Raw genomic sequence first — 19,651 nt, forward strand, 5'->3', positions numbered from 1 at the left:
GCGCGCTCGAGGCGCTCGGACATTTGACTGGTTTCCCGATCCCGTCTTCTGACCGTTGCGCCAAACCTCTCTACTGACCTTCCCTCGAGTCCCTGACGCCTCAAGCCTTGGCGGCTACGCCGCTGCGGCCGGAGCTTTGTAGGATCCGCCGTGGCCCAGCAGCGCCCAGACGGTCCTCGCCATTTTGTTCGCGAGCGCGACGGTGATCAGCATGCGCGGCTTGCGAGCTAGCATGCCGGCCAGCCATGCACCGGCTTTATCAGGATTGCGCGCCGCGACCTTCGTCACTGAGCTCGCGCCGATGATCAGAAGCCTGCGCAAGCTACGCTCTCCCATCTTCGTTGTCCGCCCGAGGCGCTCCTTGCCGCCGCTGGAGTGCTGTCGGGGTACCAGCCCGAGCCAAGCGGCGAAGTCGCGCCCGCGACGGAAGGTGCTGGCAGCGGGCGCCAGCGCCACCAGGGCGGTCGCTATCACCGGGCCGACGCCGGGGATCGTCATCAGCCGCTTCGCCACGGGATCAGCCTTCGCCCGGCTCGCAATCTCGCGGTCGAGCAGGGCGATCTGCATCTGCAGCGCTCCCAGCCCTTGCGCAATCACGACCAGCACGGGTCGCGCCTGAGCCGGGATGTCGGAGGTGGGGTCGCCGACCACCTTGATCAGCTTGCCGACGTGCCCAACACCCTGACGCACGATGTAGCCGAACTCGGTGAGGTGGCCGCGCAGGGCGTTGATCAACTGGGTACGTTGACGCACGAGCAGGTCGCGGGTCCGGAACACCACCGCTGATGCCTGCGCCTCTGCACTTTTGCCTTGAACGAACCGCATCGTCGGGCGCTGCGCCGCCTCACAGATCGCTTCTGCATCGGCCATGTCGTTCTTCTGCCGTTTGACGAACGGCTTCACGTACGCCGGTGGGATCAACTTGGTGTCGTGACCCAGTGCGGCGAGCTCGCGTGCCCAATAGTGGGCACTCGCGCACGCCTCCATCGCGACCACGCATCGCGGTAAGGTCGAAAAGAACGGCAGAACCTGATCACGCCGAAGCTTCTTGCAGACCACGACCCCGCCGCTCGCATCCTCACCGTGAGCCTGAAGAACCGACTTGGCCAGATCGATGCCGACTGTGCTAATCTCACTCACGGACGCCTCCTACAGTGGTGTTTCAACACCTCCACTCTGGCACATCGATGCCGTCAGGGGGCATCCACCCCAACGAAGTTGGGGAACCGGCACGCCGACCTGAGTGACCGGAGTTGGGTCCGACCCGCCATCATTGCTGAGCAATTGTTTGGTGGTCATTCGAGCGGATGTCATGGAGCCGCGTTGCTGACGGCCCATGTCGAATAGCCTTGAGGGCATACCATTGCGCGCGGCGCTGAGATTAGCTTGTCGACGTTGGAAAATCGGTGCTGAGCGTCATCGATTCCCATCTATCCATCTCGACCATGACTGCATCCAGTTTCGCTCGGGCTCGGCGCAGAGCATCCGAGCCGAGCAGCAGATGCAGCGGAGGATGGCTCGAATCGACCAGTTCGAGAAGCACCTTCGCGGCCCGTGCGGGGTCGCCGAGTTGCTGCCCATCCGCCGCATCGAATGCAGCGGAAGCCTGCCCGATCGTGCCGGAATAGGCAGCGTCTTCCAGACGACTTTTGCGGATCGAGTGTGCGGACAGGAAACCGGTACGAAACGCGCCAGGCGCGACGGCGGTTACCTTGATGCCCAGGGTCGAGACTTCCTGAACTAGGGCGGCGGACAGGCCCTCAAGCGCGTATTTGGCAGCGGAATATAGCGCGCAGGCGGGACCGGGCGCGCGACCTGCGATCGACGTGATGTTGACGATATGGCCGCTCCCCTGCGCCCGCAGATACGACATAGCTGCGCGGATCACCCGGAATGGACCGAACACGTCCACGTCGAATAGCCGGGCGGCTTCCTCGTCGGTGGCCGTTTCGATCGCGCCTAACAGTCCATACCCGGCATTGTTGACGATAACGTCGATCATGCCCCCGATCGCGAATGCCTGTTCGACGCTTGCCGCGATTCCAGCTGTGTCGGCCATGTCGAGGGTTAAAACATGCAACGTGCCGGATCCTTCGTCCAAGGCTGGGCGCGCGCCGCGAGTGGTGCCGATAACGGTATCGCCCCGTGCCAGCGCGGCCTTGGCGAGCTCCAAGCCCAGGCCTCGCGAAATGCCGGTGATAAACCATGTCTTCATGTGCAATCTCCTCGGCGGGGTATTGCCGCAGCCAGAGCTGGCTCAGAATGCACGCTGATCTGATTAGGCTTATAAGTGTGGCTAAAGAATCGGGAGGACGTTTGTGGAAATGCCACTCTCGGGCAGCGACTATAACCAGTTGCGCGCCTTCGTTGCCGTTGGCGAATTGCTCAGCTTTAGCCGGGCAGCCGAGATGCTCGGCGTGTCGCCGTCCGCACTCAGCCAGATGGTGCGGGCGTTCGAAGATCGTGTTGGCGTGCAGCTGCTGGTGCGCACGACGCGCAGTGTCGCGCTGACAGAGGCCGGCGACATGCTTCTGCGGCGAGTACGCCCAGCAGTGTCCGAACTTGGCAGCGCGTTGAGCCAGGTGAGGCGGACACGCGATCGCCCCGCCGGCACGGTGCGCGTGCATGCGTTCCGCTCTGCCGCCGAGCGTTATATCGCGCCGATGCTGGGTGGGTTTGCCGCGGCCTATCCCGACGTCGTGCTCGATCTTACCGTCGACGATGCGGTGGTCGATGTGGTCGCCGACGGGTTCGATGCCTCGCTCCGCATCGGCGAAGTGATTGAGCGGGACCTGGTTGCGGTGCGGCTAGGCCCCGAGCTGCGCCAGATCGCTGTCGCCGCGCCCGCCTATCTCGAGCGCAACGGCGCGCCGGAACATCCGCGCGATCTTATCGACCATAGCTGCATACGGTGGCGCTGGCCGGGCCGGACATTGCCCTATGCATGGGAGTTCTATGAAAAGGGCGCATGGTTCGAGGTGACAGTGGATGGCCCGCTGATCGTCAACGATAAGGAGATGAGCATTCGCGCCGCGGTCGGCGGTGCGGGCATTGCGTTCCCGGTCGAGTATATGGTCCAGGATTTAATCGCGGCTGGGGGGCTGGTTGCTCTTCTCGAGCCTTGGTCGGTGCCGTTTCCAGGCCATTTCCTTTGCTACCCGCAACAGCGCCAGATGGCGCCAGCGTTGCGCGCTTTCATCGACGCGGTGCGAAACCCGGAAGGTCTGCCAATAGATGGTAGAGGTCTTGTGTCCTCGCAGTGATAGCGAGCCAACCGAAACCTGAATGAATGGGGTGGATGGCTCCCGCTCACCGCATCGCGGTGGGTTCGAGCGCTGCTGGCGGCGTTCGGCATCAACATTCCCCAAGGCGTTCGTCTGGCGTTGGAGATGGCGCGCAAGATCGTCGACGGCGAGGCGCCGGCGGTGCCGAGCGAGGCGGCAAGGGTCGTCGAACGATTGTCACAGCAGGTGCTCGACACCCATGCGCCGCTTCGCGAGATCGATCTGGATCTCCTTGCCCGGCAGCGGGCGAACGATACGGCTCGCCGTCTCATGTCGATCCCCGGCATCGGTCCGATCGGGGCAACGGCGCTTGCCGCGTCGGTCACTGACGCGAGCCAGTTCCGCTCAGGGCGAGAGTTCGCCGCCTGGCTGGGCCTGACGCCGCGGCAGCATTCAAGTGGCGGCAAAGAGCGGCTTGGGCGCATCACCAAGATGGGCGACAAATACCTTCGATCGCTGCTCGTCGTGGGCATGACGTCGCTCATCAAAGGCGTGAAGCGCAAGCCGGAGAGTGCCGACCCGCGGCTCGTGGCCCTCCTCGCGCGCAAGCCGACACGCGTGGCGACAGTCGCCATGGCGAACCAGACCGCCCGGGGTGTCTGGGCCATCATGGCGCACGGCGAGACGTACCGGGCCGGGCACCAACCCAGGCTTGCGGCATAACGACGTAGCTGGAACGACCAAACCAAGGAGACCAGCTTCACGAGGTTGTGAGAGCGATGCGATGTGATGGCGAACCGGTCAGACCGGGAGCAGGGACAATTCAACGGACGCTCAAGGCATCATAGCCTGTTGAATGAGATAGGACTCAGCTCGCGGACTCCCTCAGGGCCAGCAGCCCTCACCGGCTGCACCAACAGGCCGAACAGAGAGCTGCACCCGACCCTACGTCGACACGTCAGATTACCCTTGCAACGCGGGAGCCATCCACAGAGAGCGGCCGCTTTCGGGAGGCGGCGTGGACCGCTTAAACGTCCGAGCCTGGGTTTTCAGGTCTGAGATTCAATTACTGTAGATAGCTTTGCAACCGATCGGGTGGGGTAGACCTGATTGCCAAACAGGCGAGTTCACGCTCGAAGACGCTACCAGCGCATTATCTCAGCGATGTGCAAGCGTGTGTAACAGCAAAGCTTTGATCATCCTCGAGATTGCGAAGCTATATATCGCAGCGATAGATTGCAATAGCCTTTAGGGTAGCCATAAATAAACTCACATCAACTCTCGATCGCTCATAAGCTCAACCAGCAGTTTGAGAGAAAAAGAATACCTGTTTTGCGGATGCCATTCTACGTGAAATAAGACTTATGGTCTACTTAATGTCGGTGTACATTACGACGTAAGTCGCAAATATAAGCCATAATTAGAATCGATCTCCGTCGTCAAGCTTGCATGCGCTTGGGCGCTTGCGAGGGCGGATCAACAGAGTCGCCACAGGCGGATCCTCATTGCGTCGTTAATTATATGGTGACCCGATTCGCCTAGGTCCGCCTCAGGCTTTGGGGTAAGGGTAGGTGAGAGAGCTGATCGGGGCGTCATTGGTGGCCGCCGGCGTCGTGGCGCCGCTGCCGCTGCAGGCGGAGTTGAACGTGCCGATCGCGGTGCGGGTGGTGTCATTCCTGCAACCGCCGCCGAGCGGCATCATGTCCGCCGCGATCGTGGTCGTGCCGGGCAATGCCGCCTCGATGGCCGACGCCGCCGCGATCGAGCGCTCGCTCGGCGGCAGCGCTGCCGCGGGCAAGGCGACGCTCCGCACCAAGCGGGTGCCTGTCACCGCGCTCGACTTGCTGACTGGCTATCGCGTCGCCTTCGTCACCGCGGGCACGCGCGAGGACCAGGGCGCGATCGCCGCGGCTGCCGCGCGCAGCTCGGTCGTGACCATTACCTCGGACGACGCCTGCGTCCAGGCGGCGCGCTGCGTCGTCGGGATTGGCAGCGGCGCGCGCGTCCAGATCACCGTCAACCGCGCCGCGGCCCGCGCCGCAAACGCGCGCTTCGGCTCGGCTTTCCTCATGCTCGTCAAGGAGATCTGAGCGTGACCGCACTCTTGCTGCGCCGCGCTCTCGCGCTCGGCGCCGGGCTTGCCCCGCTCGCGGCCGCCGTGCCGGCCAGCGCGCAGGCGGTGGATTATTCCGCGCTGGAGGCGATGATCGGCGAGCCCGTCACCACCAGCGTGATCGGCAAGCCGCAGCGTGCCTCGGAGGTCGCCGCCTCGGTCACGATCATCACCGCCGAGCAGATCGCGCGCTCGCCCGCGCGCGACGTGCCTGGGCTGCTCAAGGGCTATGCTGGGGTCGATGTCAACCGCTGGACCGCGGGGCAGAGCGACGTCGCGGTGCGCGGCGGCGTGCAGACCTACAACGCGCGGCTGCTAGTGCTGGTGGACGGCCGCCAGGTCTATCTCGACCATTACGGCCTGACCGACTGGAACCTGCTCGGCGTCCAGCTGGAAGAGATCCAGCAGATCGAGCTGGTGCGCGGCCCCGCCGCGGCGCTGTTCGGCTTCAATGCGGCGAGCGGCGTGGTCAATATCATCACCAAGCGCGGGGGCGATGCTGCCTCAGCGCACGTCACGGCGGCGGCCGGCGACCACGGCGTGTCGCGCCTGGCGGGCACCGCGTCGCTGCCGCTGGGCGGCACGGTGCGGGCGCGGCTGAGCGCCGGGCGACTGCGCGAGGACGAGCGCCGGCTCCGTGACGGGCTGCTCGCGCCGACGCCGATCGTCGACGTCAGCGCCGATCAGGTCGCGGGCGAGCTTAGCGCGCGGTTCGGCGCCAGCGAAGCGACGCTCGGTGGTAGCCACGCCAGCAACGAACAGATCGAATATCTGCCGAGCCAGCTGCTCTCGAACCAGCGCTATCGCAGCAGCAACGCCCACGCCGGGCTGACGCACGACACTGCCTGGGGCGGCGCCTCGCTGAACGGCTACGTCAACTGGCTCAACGCCGATTATGGCATCGAGGGCAGCGACGGGGTCAACCGGGTGAGCGCGCCGATCGAGAACCGGCTGGTGGCCGTGAAGGCGGCGGTGCTCTACCGGCTCGACACTGACGATACGCTGCGGATCGGCGGCGAGTATCGCAACAGCCGGATGCGCGGTCCCGCGCAGTTCGCCGAGACGATCGCCTATGACGTGGGTTCGTTCGACGCGATGCTCGACCTTCATCCGATCGAGCGCGTCGGCGTCAGCGCGGCGGCGCGGGTCGATCGGTTGTGGCTCGGCCAGTCGGGCGCGATCGTCCAGCCCGCGCTCGACGACCCGGCCGCGTTCGACCGCGCTTTCACGCGGCTCAGCTTTAACGCCGCGCTGGTGGTGCAGACCGGCGCGAACGGCCGACTGCGGCTCAACGGCGGGCGCGGCTATCAGCTGCCGTCGCTGGTGAGCTTCGGCTTTCGCCTGCCGCTGGCGGCGCCGACGCCGGTGCCGATCGTGGTCACCGGCTCGCCGCGCCTCCGCCCGGTGGCGGTGTGGAGCGGCGAGCTCGGCTATACCCATGCGCTCGGCGCGACGCGGCTGGAAGCGACCGCTTTCTACACGCGCACCGACGACGCGATCGCTTCGCCGGGCGATGGGCTGGGGCCGAACCTGGAGCTGTTCCTCACGCCCAGCCCGGTGCTGGCGGCGCGCTTCGCCGCGGTGGGCGATTATGCGACCTACGGCACCGAGTGGCAGGCGAGCGGGCGCGTCGCCGCGCTCGACTGGCGTGTCAATTACACCTGGACGCAGACCGACGGCGACCTCACTGGCACCGCGCTGCCCGTGCCCTACGCGCTGGCGCCGCGCGCGACGACGCCGCGGCACAAGGCCAATGTGGCGCTCGGCTATGACGGTGGGCGTTGGTACGCGAGCGGACTCGCGCGCTACACCGCGGCGACGCGCCAGTTCGCCTTCTCGACGACCCAGCAGCTGCTGTTCTACCGTGTCGACGACGCGGTGGCGCTCGACGCGCGCGGCGGTTTCCGGCTCACCCCCGCGCTCGAGCTGTTCGTCGCGGGTGAGAACCTGTCGCTCGCCGCCGGCGCTACCGGCTCGCCGATCCCGGCCGACCGGCGCGTGCGCGGCGGCGTGCGCGTGACGCTGTGAGTCGGCGCGCAGCATCGCTCGCGCGCCCATGATGCGAAGCGCGCTCTCCGCGCTGGCCGACCGCGTCGAACGACGCGCGCGGCTAGCGGACCGGCCGATCACCGCCAAGGTCGCCGCCACGCCACTGCTGATGCTCGTGTTGTTCGCGCTGATCGCGGCGCTGAGCGCCACCGCGCTGCTGGTGGCGGATCGCAGCGTCCATCGCATCGTCCAGGTCGACATGCGCGACCTGAGCCAGCTCAACGCCGTCGCGCTGCGCTTCGAGATGGCGGATTCCGAGCTGTACCGGTTGCTGATCGCCAAGGCGGCCGCCCCCACCACCGACGTGCCGGCGCGCGCCGCCGCGGTCGAGCACGATCTCGACGGCGTCCGTGACGAGCTGGTGGGCTACCGCGCGCGCCATCCCGGCGAGCGCACCGCGCTGGACGGCATGCTCGCCGACCTCGGCGAATATCGCGCCACCGTCGGCGTGATCACCTCGATGCTCGAGATCGATTTCGCCAGCAGCGCGGCGATGGTGGCGCCCTTCCGCGAGAACGCGCACCGGGTCGAGCAGCGGCTGCGCGCGATGACTCGCGCCGGGGTGGCCCGCGCCGACGCGGGCGCGGCCGGCGCCGTCTTCGCCACGCGGGCGACGCTGCTGGCGATCGTGCTCGTGTCGTCGCTCGCGGCGGTGCTGGGCGTGGCGATGGCCTATCTGATCAGCCGCTCGACGGTGCGCTCGATTACCAGCATCGCTGCGGCGACGGAGGCGGTGCTGGCCGGCGACACGCCCGACCTTGCCGCACTCTGCCGGCGCGACGAGCTGGGACAGATGGTGACGGCGCTGCGGCGTTTCGACCAGCAGCGCGGCGAGGCCGAGCAGCTGGCACGCGAGACCGCGCGACTGCACGAGGAAGCGCATCGCCAGGAACGCCGTCGTGACGAGGAGGTGGCGCGCGCCACGCGCGAGGCCGAGGCGCACCGCCGAGAGACGCTGCGCGCGCTGGCGCAGACCTTCGAGGAGCAGATGGCGGGGGCGATCCGCGGCGCGCAGGCGGCGATGGCGCACCTCGATCGCAGCGCGCGCGATCTCACCGACTCCGCAACCGGCAACCGCGCGCTCGCGGCCGAGCTCGACACGATCGCGCACCAGTTCAGCGAGGAGATGCGCGAGGCGGGCGAGGCGACCCGCTCGCTCGCGGGCGCGTTCGAGAACATTGACCAGGAGGTGGAAGGCACCAGCCGTGCCGCCCGCTCGATCAACCGCCACGCGCAGGGCGCGCAGGCGGCGGTGGAGCAGTCGCAGCAGCAGGCCGCGACGATCGAGCAGATCGTCGACGTGATCGACGCCATCGCGCAGCAGACCAACCTGCTCGCGCTCAATGCCACGATCGAGGCGGCGCGTGCGGGCAGCGCGGGCGCCGGCTTCGCGGTGGTGGCGGCGGAGATCAAGTCGCTGTCGAGTCGCACCGGCGCCTCCACCAGCGACGTGCGCCGCACGATCGAGGCCGTGCAGGGCACGATCGGGACGATGGTATCGAACACCGACAGCCTGGGGGCGCTGATCGCCCGGCTGGACGAGGGCGCCGGCCGGGTGGCGCTGATGTCGCGTGGTCAGGCGCGCTCGATAGACCAGCTCAATGCGCGAATCGGCGAGGTGCGCGAGCGCAGCCAGGCGCTGGCGACCGCGAGCGAGCGGATCGGCACCTCGGTGCAGCGCAACCTCGCCTCGGTGCAGCATTTCCGCGACGCCTCGCGTACGCTCGACCGCACCCTGTCGCTGCTGGCCGGCGACGCGCAGTGCTTCACCCAGACGCTGCTGGCGGGGTAAGCAGGAAGCCGCAAGAGGCGGCTGCGCGCACGATCGTCGAAGCGGTGGGGTCGCGCCGAGTCGCAGACCTCGCTTTGCGCGGCATCGACGCGCGACCGTTCCGGGGACGCGGCGAGCGGAACGTGCGTTCTCGCTCGCCGGGACGGCGACGGAGCTGCGGCGCTCGCCCGGTCGATCGGGTGAGTACAGATGGTGGCATGCGCCCCGTCGTGGGTAATTACCGACGTCAAGCTAGTGCCGTCAACTTTCGCATCTCAGGCGCTCGTGCGAGAGGGGCAGTTCTCCTGAAGGCTTGACAGCCGGCCTCAAGCGTCGACCGGCAAGACCGAAGAAATGAACGAGCAGCCAGTTTCGGGAAGCGCGATGAGAGGCTTGAATGACGCCTTCTAGGTCTCCGCACGAGAGGGCAGGGCCGCAACGCTCAGTAGCTGACATGAGCCTATTAGATCAGGCCGCTACGAACATGCCAGCGAAGGGTGTTGTCAAAGCAACCGCACCTAGCGTGAGATAGGCGGGTTACTACCCCGTTCGCTTGCTCGATGGCAGGCGAGCGAACGTAGTCTCGAAAACAGCTCGAGAGAGTATGCAGCACTGACAGCCTTAGGATAGTAGCTGAAGCAACCTACGATGCACAAGCCTTCAGCCGCCCGCGAAGCCGGTGCGTTTGGTTTGACAGGGCCCCTGAACTGCATCCTCCGCGGCGGTCGGGTTCGCACGCCAAGCTGGCGGTAGCCCGATCCTTCTGCAAATTGCTCTACTGCCGGTAGAGCATCGGCAAGCGGAATAGAAGCGTTATGGTGACGATCGAGTACCGAGCCAAGGATGCAGTGGGCTCAGCCGACCTGGTGTCCGCTTGCCGAAATCGGAGAGCCGTAAGTTGCCTTACTGCTGTCGGCCTCACTCGGGCCGTAGGGTGCCACATGAACGAGCGACCGCTTTTGGCGTGCGTCCAGCCGGCGGGGAACGACCGACATTGAGTCACGGCCTTCACTGCCTTGCGATCTGGGTTGTCGCACAGAGAGCCCGAAGCAACGGGGAATTACGTAGGTATCGTCCTGATTACGCGTTGATCGTGCACCCTTCAAACAACGACCAGAATTTCAAGCGAGGTGGATGACGCAGAGGCTTTCACCGTATTCTACAAACAGCCTGCAACGATGCCGTCTGCGCCCAAGCATTCTCCGGCGGCGGAACGGCAGAGCCAAGGCTGCCGAAATTTGGGGTCGCATGCGCCAGCCAGGTCAAGGCACGATCGCCGGCCTCTAACAGCTTGGAGAACAGAGCGAAATGACGAGGAATTATCCATGATGTCTCCTGCCGTTCATCTGACCGGCCAAGGTGACGACTTGCTGCTTTGCGAGACGAACCATCGATGCAGCAACGACCTCCAGCTGATCATAGGCCTGTTAGCACTTCAGAGCAGGCGAACTGCTACTCCCGAGACCCGTGAGGCGCTGGCCGATGTGATGGAGCGGGTTGCGATCCTTGCGCGTGTGCGCAGCGCTCAACATGGCGGTCGTACACCAAGCCTTGAAGGGGCGATGCGGCAGGTTTGCGAGGCGTTGCAGTCGCAGGCGGAGCCCCGGTCAATTCTGATCTCGCTCGAGGTCCAAGACGAGGCAGGCGATCTATCGGCAACGCATACCACTACGCTCGCCCTCGTCGTGAACGAGCTGACCACGAACGCAATCAAGCATGCGTTCCAGGACGGCGCTTCGGGAATTATCCGCATATGGATCGGAAGGAATGGCGGTGGCGATCTGGTGATCATCGTGGAAGACGATGGACCTCCGTTCGTGGAGGCGGCGGGTAGCACCAAGGGGCTGGGTATGGGGTTGGCGAAGCGGTTGATGGCCTCCATCGGCGGACTTTTCATCCCGCCCCCATCGGGATCGAAGGCGTTCGAGCTGCGGATGCCGGTCAACACACATCGATGAGGGGCCATCAGGGCGCGTCTGACTTGCCGAAAGATCTACGCCGTTTGGGCGCATCAGTAAGAGGCGGGCCCACTCTGCGTTGCCGGTACGATCCCTGCAGCCAGCGCGATCTGTAGAAGCTCGCTCAGGGTCCGAGCGTTGACACGGTTCATGACCTGCGCGCGGTGCAATTCGACGGTGCGCGGGCTGATGCCAAGCTTCTGACCGATGACCTTGTTGGTGCCCCCTTCCACGAGACCGACGAGAACTTCGCGCTCGCGCGACGACAGGCGTGCAACGCGGGCACCGGCGTTCTCATCGCGCGTCGGAGGACGCGTCGCACCGTGGCATTCAGTCATCGCGATCTCTAGCGCGGCGTGGAAGGCAGCATCGTCCGTGACGGCGACATAGTCCACGGCTCCGGCCTTCATCGCGGCAACGCCGGCTGCGGCGTCCATGGCGGGCGCATCCAGCACGATCGTCGGCAGCGTGATTGAGCGCGCTTTCAGTTCGCGGGGTATGGCCAAGCCATCGGCCTTGCTCATGCGAACATCCACGAGCACGCAACCAGGCGAAAGGACTGGTGCGATGTCGAGTATGGCGGAAGCGTCGTCGAAGGTGCGCACGCGATAGCCGAGGCCCCGGACGAAGCCGGTCAACTTGCGAACCGCACTCGCCTCGGCGCCAACGATATAGGCTTGTCGAACGTCCTCCCGCGTCAGGTCCTCGGTAACGCCGCCGATCCGGGTGATCGCGCCCGCATCATCGGGGATCGGGAAGCTGGTATCTCGAAGCCAGCGCGTCGACCCATCGGCCGGTCGTGCGATCCGATACTCGAACTGTACCACTTCGCCGGCTTTGACGGAGGCGAGGGCATGCTCGACCTGCGATCGGTCGTCGGGGTGTACGTTCTTCATCCATTCGCCGAGGTCGGTAGGTCCCTCGGCGCAGGGGGTGCCCCAGATGCGCTCGAACGCAGCGCTGCGATAGATGATCGTATTAGCAACCGGATCTCCGATCCAGATGAGGTTGCTGCTGTGCGCGGCGAAGCTGCGGAACTGCGCTTCGCTCGCCCGGATCGCCGCCTCGGTGTGGCGTCGGGCGGTCATGTCGATGGCTGCACCGACGAAGCCGGCTGGCTGGCCGTCGCTGAAGGTCGTCTGGCCCGACGTGGCGATGTGGCGCGTGACCCCGTCGTCCCGCCCGATCACGCGGTATTCGATGCTGTAGCGACCATCCCCGGCCGGATCGACGCACGCGGCGATCGCCGCATGTACGCGCGGCAGATCGCGGGGATGGATGCCGGCCTCGTAGACCTGGGTGTTAACTGTCGCGTCGGCGGGCAACCCCCACATCTCGCGCAGCCGCGCATCCCATTCGAGCGCGCCGGTCATCGGGTCCCAGGCATATATGCCGAGGCCGACGAGCTCGGTGGCGGCGCGCAAGCGGGCTTCGCTCTTTTGAAGCGCATCTTCGAAGGCGCGCCGTTCACTGGTGTCGCGCGAGACGCCGATGACCTGCTCGATGGTGCCGTCCTCGCCACGCACAGGACCCCAACGATAGGAAAAGTAGGAGGCATGCCCCGACGGGGTGTCATAGAAAACTTCATCCTCGACCGTCACGCCCTCTGCAAAGATGCGATCGATATGGCCGTTGAGGAGGTTAGCCAGATCTGTGGGATAGTTAAGATCGGCGAAAGTGTTACCGATCATCTCGTCCCACGACAGGCCGAACAGAGCAAGCATGGCGGGATTGGCATAAACGAAACGGCGCGTGCGATCGAAAGCGTAGACGAAATCGGAGATTGACGAGAGGTAAGCTTCAAGTAAGCGGAGCTGGCGCGGAAGTTTGGCCGTGAAAGGCGCGCTCTCGCTGCCTTGCGACACGATCGCTGGCGATGTCGTCTCGGTCATGGTGCCAGTCCTCCTCACGGCTTGCTGGCCAAGTGCCAACCGTTCGGCGATCCGGGATGTTCCCTAGGGATCACCCGCATGTCCGGCATGGGAAAATAAGCGCTTAGATCCCCTCGCTTAACCGAGGAGACCGGCATGAAGGCCCTAGTCTGGCACGGCAAGGAGGACATCCGTTACGACACGGTGTCCGATCCTGCGATCGAAGAGCCCCGCGATGCCATAATCAGGGTCACGAGCTGCGCAATCTGCGGCTCCGACCTGCATCTCTTCCACAATCTCGTCCCCGCGATGCTGCCCGGCGACATCATGGGTCACGAGACCATGGGCGAGGTAGTCGAGGTCGGCAGCGGCGCAAAGGGCAAGCTGAAGAAGGGCGACCGCGTCGTCATTCCCTTCACCATCCAATGCGGCGAGTGCGACCAGTGCCGCCGCGGCAATTTCTCGGTCTGCCAGCGGACAAACCGAAAGCGCGAACTTGGCGACAAGGCGTTCGGTCACCGGACGGCGGGTCTGTTCGGCTACACTCATCTCACGGGCGGCTATCCCGGCGGACAGGCCGAATATCTGCGCGTACCCTTCGCCGACACGACGCACATCAAGGTGCCCGACGGCATCGACGACGAGAAACTGTTGTTCCTGTCGGACATCCTGCCGACCGGCTGGCAGGCGGCGGTGCAGGCGGACATCCAGCCCGGCGACACGGTGGCGGTGTGGGGCTGCGGCCCGGTCGGCCAGATGACGATCCGGTCGGCCATCCTGCTCGGTGCCGAACAGGTCGTTGCCATCGATCATCTGCCGGAGCGATTGTCGATGGCGGCCGCCGCCGGCGCGATCACGATCAATTTCGACGAGGAGAACGTGATCGAGCGGCTGAACGAGCTGACCGGTGGCTTCGGCCCACACAAATGTATCGATGCGGTCGGCGCCGAAAGCCATGTCGGCTTCGGCCAGCCCGACACCATCGTTGATCGCGCCAAGCAGATGCTGATGCTGGAGAACGATCGGCCGCACGTGTTGCGCGAAATGATCTTCGTCTGTCGCCCCGCTGGCGTCATCTCGATCATCGGCGTCTATCTCGGTCTCGTCGACAAGATCCCGATGGGGATGGCGATGAACAAGGGCCTGACCTTCCGCATGGCGCAGGCGCACGTGCCCCGCTGGACCGGCGACCTGCTGCGCCGGATCGAGGACGGGCAGATCGATCCGTCGTTCGTCATCACGCACAAGGTCGCGCTTTCCCAAGGCCCCGAGATGTACGCCACGTTCCGCGACAAGGCGGACGGCTGCATCAAGGTCATGCTCCAGCCCTGAAGGACGCATCCCATGCCACTCACCAACGTTTCAGGCATCGCCCGATCGGAAGGCGATCCCCGTGTCGAGCGCAAAGGACCAAGCTCGCTGACCGGTCCCGACCGGCTGGCACGCGCGCTTGGCTGGTTCTCGGTCGGGCTCGGTATCGCCGAGCTCGTCGCGCCGGGCCGCATCGCCCGCACTCTCGGTCTCGAGGGCAAGGAAGGGCTGATCCGTGCGTACGGTGCCCGCGAACTCGCGAGCGCCGTGCCGACACTGTCGATCGACAAGCCCGTCGGGCTGGCGGCGCGGATTGGGGGCGACGGCCTTGATCTGGCGACGCTTGCCACCGCGCTGCATCCCGACAATCCGAAGCGCAGCAACGCCGCCATCGCGACCGCGATGATCGTCGGGATCACCTTGCTCGATGTCGTCGCCTACAAGAGCGTGAAGGCTGCCCACCGCCGCGAGCCGGGCAGCGACCGCGATTATTCGGATCGCAGCGGCCTGCCGCGGGGTGCCGAGGCTTCTCGCGGTCTGGCCCGAAAGGACTTCCAGATACCGGCGGACTACCGCGCGGAGGGCACGGTAGCAGACGCGCTGCCGGCGCTCGCGTCATGAACGCTCCCGCCGCCCAAGCGGCGCTCGACGCTTCCGCACGCGCTGCAGTCACGATCGGCAGACCCGCCGAGGAACTTCGCACGCTCTGGCTTCAGCCGGACACACAGTCGCGGATCTGGGCGCATTTCGCCAACGTGACGGCATCGGGCGATGGTGCCGCCGATTGGGTCGCGCACGGTCCGGCGGGCGGCGAGTATCGATGGCAGACGCAGACGGACGCGAGCGCTGCCGACGCGCTGCGTTGGACCTCCCTCGACGGCGCCGACGTCGCGAACGCGGGCAGTCTGCGGTTTCGCCCGGCACCCGGAGACCGCGGTACTGAGCTGCACCTCGACATACGCTTCGATCCGCCCGGCGGCATCGTCGGCGAAGCCGCGGTCAAGCTGTTCCGCATCGTCCCGCGCGAGATCGTGCTGACCGCGCTCTACCGGTTCCGCGCGCTGGCGCTCACCGGCGAGATCCCGACCACCGATCACCAGACCGCCGCCCGCAACGGCGGCACTGACCGGTAGGAGAAGACCCATGCGCGCACTCTGCTGGAACGGCGTTAACGATCTCCGCGTCGAGACGGTCGCGGATCCCGAGATCATCAACCCTAACGACGTGATCCTGAAGGTCCGGCTGTCGACGACCTGCGGGTCGGACCTGCACCTGATCGACGGCCTCATCCCGACAATGAAGGCCGGCGACGTGCTCGGCCACGAGTTCATGGGCGAGGTCGTCGACGTCGGCCGCGGCGTGATGAAGGTCAAGAAGGGTGACCGTGTGGTGGTGCCGTCGTTCATCGCCTGCGGCAATTGCTGGTACTGCGCGCACGATCTCTACTCGCTGTGCGACACGACACACCCCAAACCCGAGCTGCAGGAGCCGCTGCTCGGCTATCCGACCGCCGGCATCTACGCCTATTCGCATGCCTTTGGCGGTTATGCCGGCTCCCACGCCGAATACATTCGCGTCCCGTTCGCCGACACCGACTGCTTCGTCGTGCCGGATGGCGTGTCCGACGATGCCGCCCTGTTCATCTCGGACGCTGCGCCGACCGGTTTCATGGGCGCGGACTTCTGCAACATCCAGCGCGGCGACGTGGTCGCGGTTTGGGGCTGCGGTGGCGTCGGCCTGATGGCGCAGCAGGGCGCGATGATCCTCGGCGCCGAGCGTGTCATCGCCATCGATCGCTATCCCGAGCGGCTGGCCCAAGCCGCGGCGTTCGGCGCCACCACGCTCGACTACACGAAGGTAGACGTTATCGATGCGTTGAAGGAGCTGACGGGCGGGCGCGGCCCCGACGCCTGCATCGATGCCGTTGGCATGGAGGCGGGCGGCACCGGGCTTCAGCAGGCTTACGACCGGGTGAAGCAGGCGCTCTACATGGAGACCGACCGCGGCACGGCGCTGCGCGAGGCGATGCTGGCGGTGCGCAAGGGCGGTACGTTGTCGATCCTAGGCGTCTACGGTCTGATGGACAAGTTCCCGCTCGGCCTGCTCATGAACAAGGGGGTCACCGTGCGGACGGCGCAGCAGCACGGGCAGGCCTATGTACCGCGACTGCTGGAGCACGCGCAGCGCGGCGAGCTGACGCCCGCTGCCCTCGCCACGCATCGCTTCTCGCTCGAGGACAGCCCCAAGGGGTATCACATGTTCAAGCACAAGGAAGACGGCTGTGTGCGCGCGGTGTTCGCGCCATGAGCCGCCGTCGTCGTACGCATCCATCCTATGGAGAGGCAATCATGGCCAGGCTACGGGTCGCGTCCGCCGCAGTGGCGGTAACGATCGTCGCTACTGCCGCCCTGGCTGAGGAGCGGACTGCTCCCGCGGAAGGAACAGCGCGCCTCGAGCAGGTAGCCAGCTTCGAGCATCAGGTGACCGGTGTGACCGTCTCCACGGACGGCCGGATCTTCGTCAACTTTCCTCGCTGGACCGAGGATGCGCCGATCTCGGTTGCCGAAGTGACGCGCGATGGCCGGATCAGGCCTTACCCGGATGGCGAATGGAACGCCTGGCGCAATGCCAGAAAGAACCAGATGTCCGCCGGGGATCACTTCGTGTGCGTCCAGAGCGTCGTGGCCGACGCGCGCGGCAATCTGTGGGTCGTCGATCCCGCTGCGCCGGCAACCGCAGCCGTCGTCCAGGGTGGACCGAAGCTCGTTAGGATCGACCTGAAGACGAACAAGGTCGCGCAGGTGATCCGCTTCGACGAGATCGTCGCGCCTCAGGGCAGCTACCTGAACGATGTGCGGTTCTCGCCGGACGGGCACCATGCCTATCTGACCGATGCCGGCGCAAAGGGCGCTCTCGTCGTCGTTGATCTACAGACCGGGAAAGCTCGCCGCGTTCTTGACGGCCACCCAAGCACTCAGCCTGAAAAGGACGTGGTGGTGAAAACGGACGGGCGGGAGCTGCGCCGCCCGGATGGGCGCTGGGTCGAGTTCGCCGCCGACAGCATCGCGCTCTCTCCCGATGGTCGGACGCTTTTCTGGAAGGCGCTAACCGGCCGCACCCTCTATCGCATATCGACAGAGGCCTTGAATGACCCACGCCTGTCCAAAGATACGCTCGAAGCTCGGGTACAGAGTGCCGGCGTGACCGAGCCTACGGACGGGCTCTGGATCGACCGCCGCGGGCGCATGTACCTCAGCGCGATCGAGCGGGACGCGGTGCATGTCCGGGACGGCGACAGCGTCGCCACCCTGGTCCAGGACAAGCGGCTGCGCTGGCCCGACACTTTCTCCGAGGGACCCGACGGCACGATCTACGTCACCAGCTCGCGCATCCAGGACATGAGCTGGTTCAAGCCCGAGAACGGTCCCCGCCTCACGACACAGCTGTGGCGTCTCGAGCAGACCGGAACGCGGCGGCCGTGAAACTACAATAGATAGAGATTTACGATCAACCCAGTGAGGACGCCATGACCATCAGCCAACTATCCGTAACACTTGAAGACGCTCAACGCGTCATCGCCGCCGGCCAGGCCAAGGCTGGCGAGATCGGGTCGCCCAGCAACGTGGCCGTGGTCGACGCGGGCGGCAATCTCGTCTCGCACATTCGCATGGACCACGCCTGGGTGGGCAGCGTCGACATCTCGATCAACAAAGCGTTCACGGCGCGTGCCTTTGACATCGCCACCAAGGATCTGGGTGAAAATGCTCAGCCCGGAAAGCAGTTCTTCGGCATCCAGGAATCCAACCATGGCCGGGTGATGATCTTCGCCGGCGGAGTCCCCCTCCACCAAGACGGACAGGTCGTCGGGGCAGTCGGCGTGAGCGGGGGCAGCGGCGAGCAGGATCAGACAGTTGCCGAGGCGGCCGCGGCCGCATTCTGACCGTCGCGACGACACGCTTAAGCGAAGGAAGGATTTGAGATGGCAACACACGTCAGCAAGGCGGTTCTGGTACGCCTCGAAGCACTACCCGGCCGGGAGGACGACGTCCGGAGCTTTTTGAACCAGGGGCTGTCAATCGTGGAAGAAGAGCCAAAGACCGTCAGGTGGTTCGGAGTCCAGTTCGGACCCTCGTCGTTCGGCATCTTCGACGCCTTTCCGGATGAAGACGGGCGCCAGGCACATCTGTCGGGTGAGGTCGCGAAGGCGCTCGGTGAGAACACGGGTGTTCTCTTCGAAAAGCCCATCATCGAGCAGCTCGATGTCGTTGCCGAGAAGCAGCCTGCATAGAGCAGGCGGGGGCCTCCATACGTTCGGATGTCCAGAGCCGATCCCGGAGGACAGCTTGTCTCACAGGAGTTGAAAAGATGATCGACCTGATCGCGGCCAAGCGGTCGTCGCAAGCGGCGGCGACGTGACGCCTGCCTCCGCAGCTGGCGCGTCGACTTTGCCGGTAACGGTCGGCATGGAGCGGCGCCCTTTTGGTCCCGTGCCGCGCAACGTCCCGGTGATCGGCCAGGGAACCTGGTACATCGACGACGCGCACCGACCCACAGCGGTCGCCGCCCTGCGCAATGGCCTTGATCTCGGCATGACGCACATCGACACCGCCGAAATGTACGGCGACGCCGAACTCGTGGTGGGCGAGGCGATCTCGGGCCGGCGCGACGAGGTGTTCCTCGTTTCCAAGGTGCTTCCGAGCAACGCCTCGATATCCGGCACCGTGACCGCCTGCGAGCGCTCGCTCGCTCGCCTGCGCACCGACCGGCTGGACTGCTACCTTCTGCACTGGCCGGGCTCATACCCCCTGGAAGACACGTTCGAAGGGTTCGAGCGGCTCCGTGAACAGGGCAAGATCCTGTCTTGGGGGGTGAGCAACTTCGACGTTCCCGATCTCGAAGCGGCCTGGGCAGCCGGCGGCGAGGGACGCATGGCGTGCAACCAGGTACTCTATCATCTGGAGGAGCGCGCAATCGAGCACGCCGTGCTGCCTTGGTGCGAGGAGCATGGCGTCGTCACCGTGGCTTACAGCCCCTTCGGTCACGGGGTCTTCCCCGATCCAACGTCCCGTGGTGGCCGCGTGCTGGCCGAGATCGCGGAAAGCCACTTCACGACCGTGCGTCGGGTGGCGCTCCGCTTCCTCGTGCGGCGGTCATCGACTTTCACGATCCCGAAGGCGTCCAGCGCGGAGCACGCCGCCGACAATGCAGGCGCCGGCGCAATAATACTGACGGAGGCCGAGCTTGCCCGGATCGATACGGCATTCCCGCTCGGCCCCCGACCGCGACGGCTTCCCATGCTGTAGGCCGAGGGGAGGTCATACCGGCTGAATCAATCCGGCGCTCGCCATGGGAAT

Annotated in this window: 16 protein-coding genes and 1 pseudogene; 14 read left to right on the plus strand and 3 right to left on the minus strand. The window is 65.6% G+C overall.

The features are described 5' to 3' along the window. Positions 1–114 precede the first annotated feature (114 nt). Positions 115–1,140 carry an IS110 family transposase gene (locus tag QBJ89_RS02190; protein ID WP_277978912.1) on the minus strand — a complete coding sequence of 342 codons (1,026 nt, stop codon included), beginning with the start codon at positions 1,138–1,140 and terminating at the stop codon, positions 115–117. A 241-nt stretch (positions 1,141–1,381) separates the two neighbouring features. Further along, complete coding sequence (locus tag QBJ89_RS02195) at positions 1,382–2,215, minus strand: SDR family NAD(P)-dependent oxidoreductase (protein ID WP_277978913.1); 834 nt, start codon at positions 2,213–2,215, stop codon at positions 1,382–1,384. A 109-nt stretch (positions 2,216–2,324) separates the two neighbouring features. On the opposite strand from QBJ89_RS02195, the gene QBJ89_RS02200 reads away from it, so the two are divergent. The 6 genes and pseudogenes from QBJ89_RS02200 (at position 2,325) to QBJ89_RS02225 (ending at position 11,115) form a co-directional block, all read left to right on the plus strand. After that, a complete protein-coding gene (locus QBJ89_RS02200; protein ID WP_277979166.1) occupies positions 2,325–3,263 on the plus strand; it encodes a LysR family transcriptional regulator in 939 nt (312 codons plus the stop codon). Positions 3,264–3,326: 63 nt separating this feature from the next. Continuing rightward, positions 3,327–3,947 (plus strand): annotated as a pseudogene (locus QBJ89_RS02205) (IS110 family transposase); the annotation flags it as partial. Positions 3,948–4,795: 848 nt separating this feature from the next. Further along, positions 4,796–5,314: a YfiR/HmsC family protein gene (locus tag QBJ89_RS02210; protein ID WP_277978914.1), complete on the plus strand. Its 519-nt coding sequence runs from the start codon at positions 4,796–4,798 to the stop codon at positions 5,312–5,314. Positions 5,315–5,316: 2 nt separating this feature from the next. After that, positions 5,317–7,365, plus strand: a complete 2,049-nt coding sequence (locus QBJ89_RS02215; RefSeq protein WP_277978915.1) for a TonB-dependent receptor plug domain-containing protein — start codon at positions 5,317–5,319, stop codon at positions 7,363–7,365. Positions 7,366–7,393: 28 nt separating this feature from the next. Continuing rightward, entirely contained in the window at positions 7,394–9,178 is a 1,785-nt protein-coding gene (locus QBJ89_RS02220) for a methyl-accepting chemotaxis protein (RefSeq protein WP_277978916.1), read from the plus strand. A gap of 1,304 nt (positions 9,179–10,482) precedes the next feature. Beyond that, the gene (locus QBJ89_RS02225) at positions 10,483–11,115 is read left to right on the plus strand and encodes a sensor histidine kinase (RefSeq protein ID WP_277978917.1); all 633 of its coding nucleotides are present in this window, start codon (positions 10,483–10,485) and stop codon (positions 11,113–11,115) included. Between the two features lie 53 nt (positions 11,116–11,168). Here QBJ89_RS02225 and QBJ89_RS02230 read toward each other — a convergent pair whose 3' ends face one another. Further along, positions 11,169–13,007, minus strand: coding sequence for a PAS domain-containing protein (locus QBJ89_RS02230; protein ID WP_277978918.1), 1,839 nt, complete (start codon positions 13,005–13,007; stop codon positions 11,169–11,171). 135 nt (positions 13,008–13,142) lie between these two features. Between QBJ89_RS02230 and QBJ89_RS02235 the strand changes: the two genes are divergently transcribed. The 8 genes from QBJ89_RS02235 (at position 13,143) to QBJ89_RS02270 (ending at position 19,600) form a co-directional block, all read left to right on the plus strand. Further along, positions 13,143–14,318, plus strand: coding sequence for a zinc-dependent alcohol dehydrogenase (locus QBJ89_RS02235; protein ID WP_277978919.1), 1,176 nt, complete (start codon positions 13,143–13,145; stop codon positions 14,316–14,318). Between the two features lie 12 nt (positions 14,319–14,330). Next, complete coding sequence (locus QBJ89_RS02240; RefSeq protein ID WP_277978920.1) at positions 14,331–14,918, plus strand: hypothetical protein; 588 nt, start codon at positions 14,331–14,333, stop codon at positions 14,916–14,918. Further along, positions 14,915–15,430, plus strand: coding sequence for an SRPBCC family protein (locus tag QBJ89_RS02245; RefSeq protein ID WP_277978921.1), 516 nt, complete (start codon positions 14,915–14,917; stop codon positions 15,428–15,430). Before QBJ89_RS02240 ends, QBJ89_RS02245 begins: the two co-directional genes overlap by 4 nt. A gap of 10 nt (positions 15,431–15,440) precedes the next feature. Next, positions 15,441–16,604 carry a zinc-dependent alcohol dehydrogenase gene (locus QBJ89_RS02250; RefSeq protein ID WP_277978922.1) on the plus strand — a complete coding sequence of 388 codons (1,164 nt, stop codon included), beginning with the start codon at positions 15,441–15,443 and terminating at the stop codon, positions 16,602–16,604. Positions 16,605–16,645: 41 nt separating this feature from the next. After that, positions 16,646–17,779, plus strand: coding sequence for an SMP-30/gluconolactonase/LRE family protein (locus tag QBJ89_RS02255; RefSeq protein WP_277978923.1), 1,134 nt, complete (start codon positions 16,646–16,648; stop codon positions 17,777–17,779). A 44-nt stretch (positions 17,780–17,823) separates the two neighbouring features. Next, the gene (locus QBJ89_RS02260) at positions 17,824–18,237 is read left to right on the plus strand and encodes a GlcG/HbpS family heme-binding protein (RefSeq protein WP_277978924.1); all 414 of its coding nucleotides are present in this window, start codon (positions 17,824–17,826) and stop codon (positions 18,235–18,237) included. 39 nt (positions 18,238–18,276) lie between these two features. Further along, positions 18,277–18,585, plus strand: a complete 309-nt coding sequence (locus QBJ89_RS02265) for a putative quinol monooxygenase (RefSeq protein WP_277978925.1) — start codon at positions 18,277–18,279, stop codon at positions 18,583–18,585. 124 nt (positions 18,586–18,709) lie between these two features. Further along, on the plus strand, positions 18,710–19,600 hold the full coding sequence (locus QBJ89_RS02270; RefSeq protein WP_277978926.1) for an aldo/keto reductase: 891 nt from the start codon (positions 18,710–18,712) through the stop codon (positions 19,598–19,600). Positions 19,601–19,651 lie beyond the last annotated feature (51 nt).

This window comes from Sphingomonas phyllosphaerae, assembly GCF_029623345.1.
Lineage (GTDB): Bacteria > Pseudomonadota > Alphaproteobacteria > Sphingomonadales > Sphingomonadaceae > Sphingomonas > Sphingomonas phyllosphaerae_C.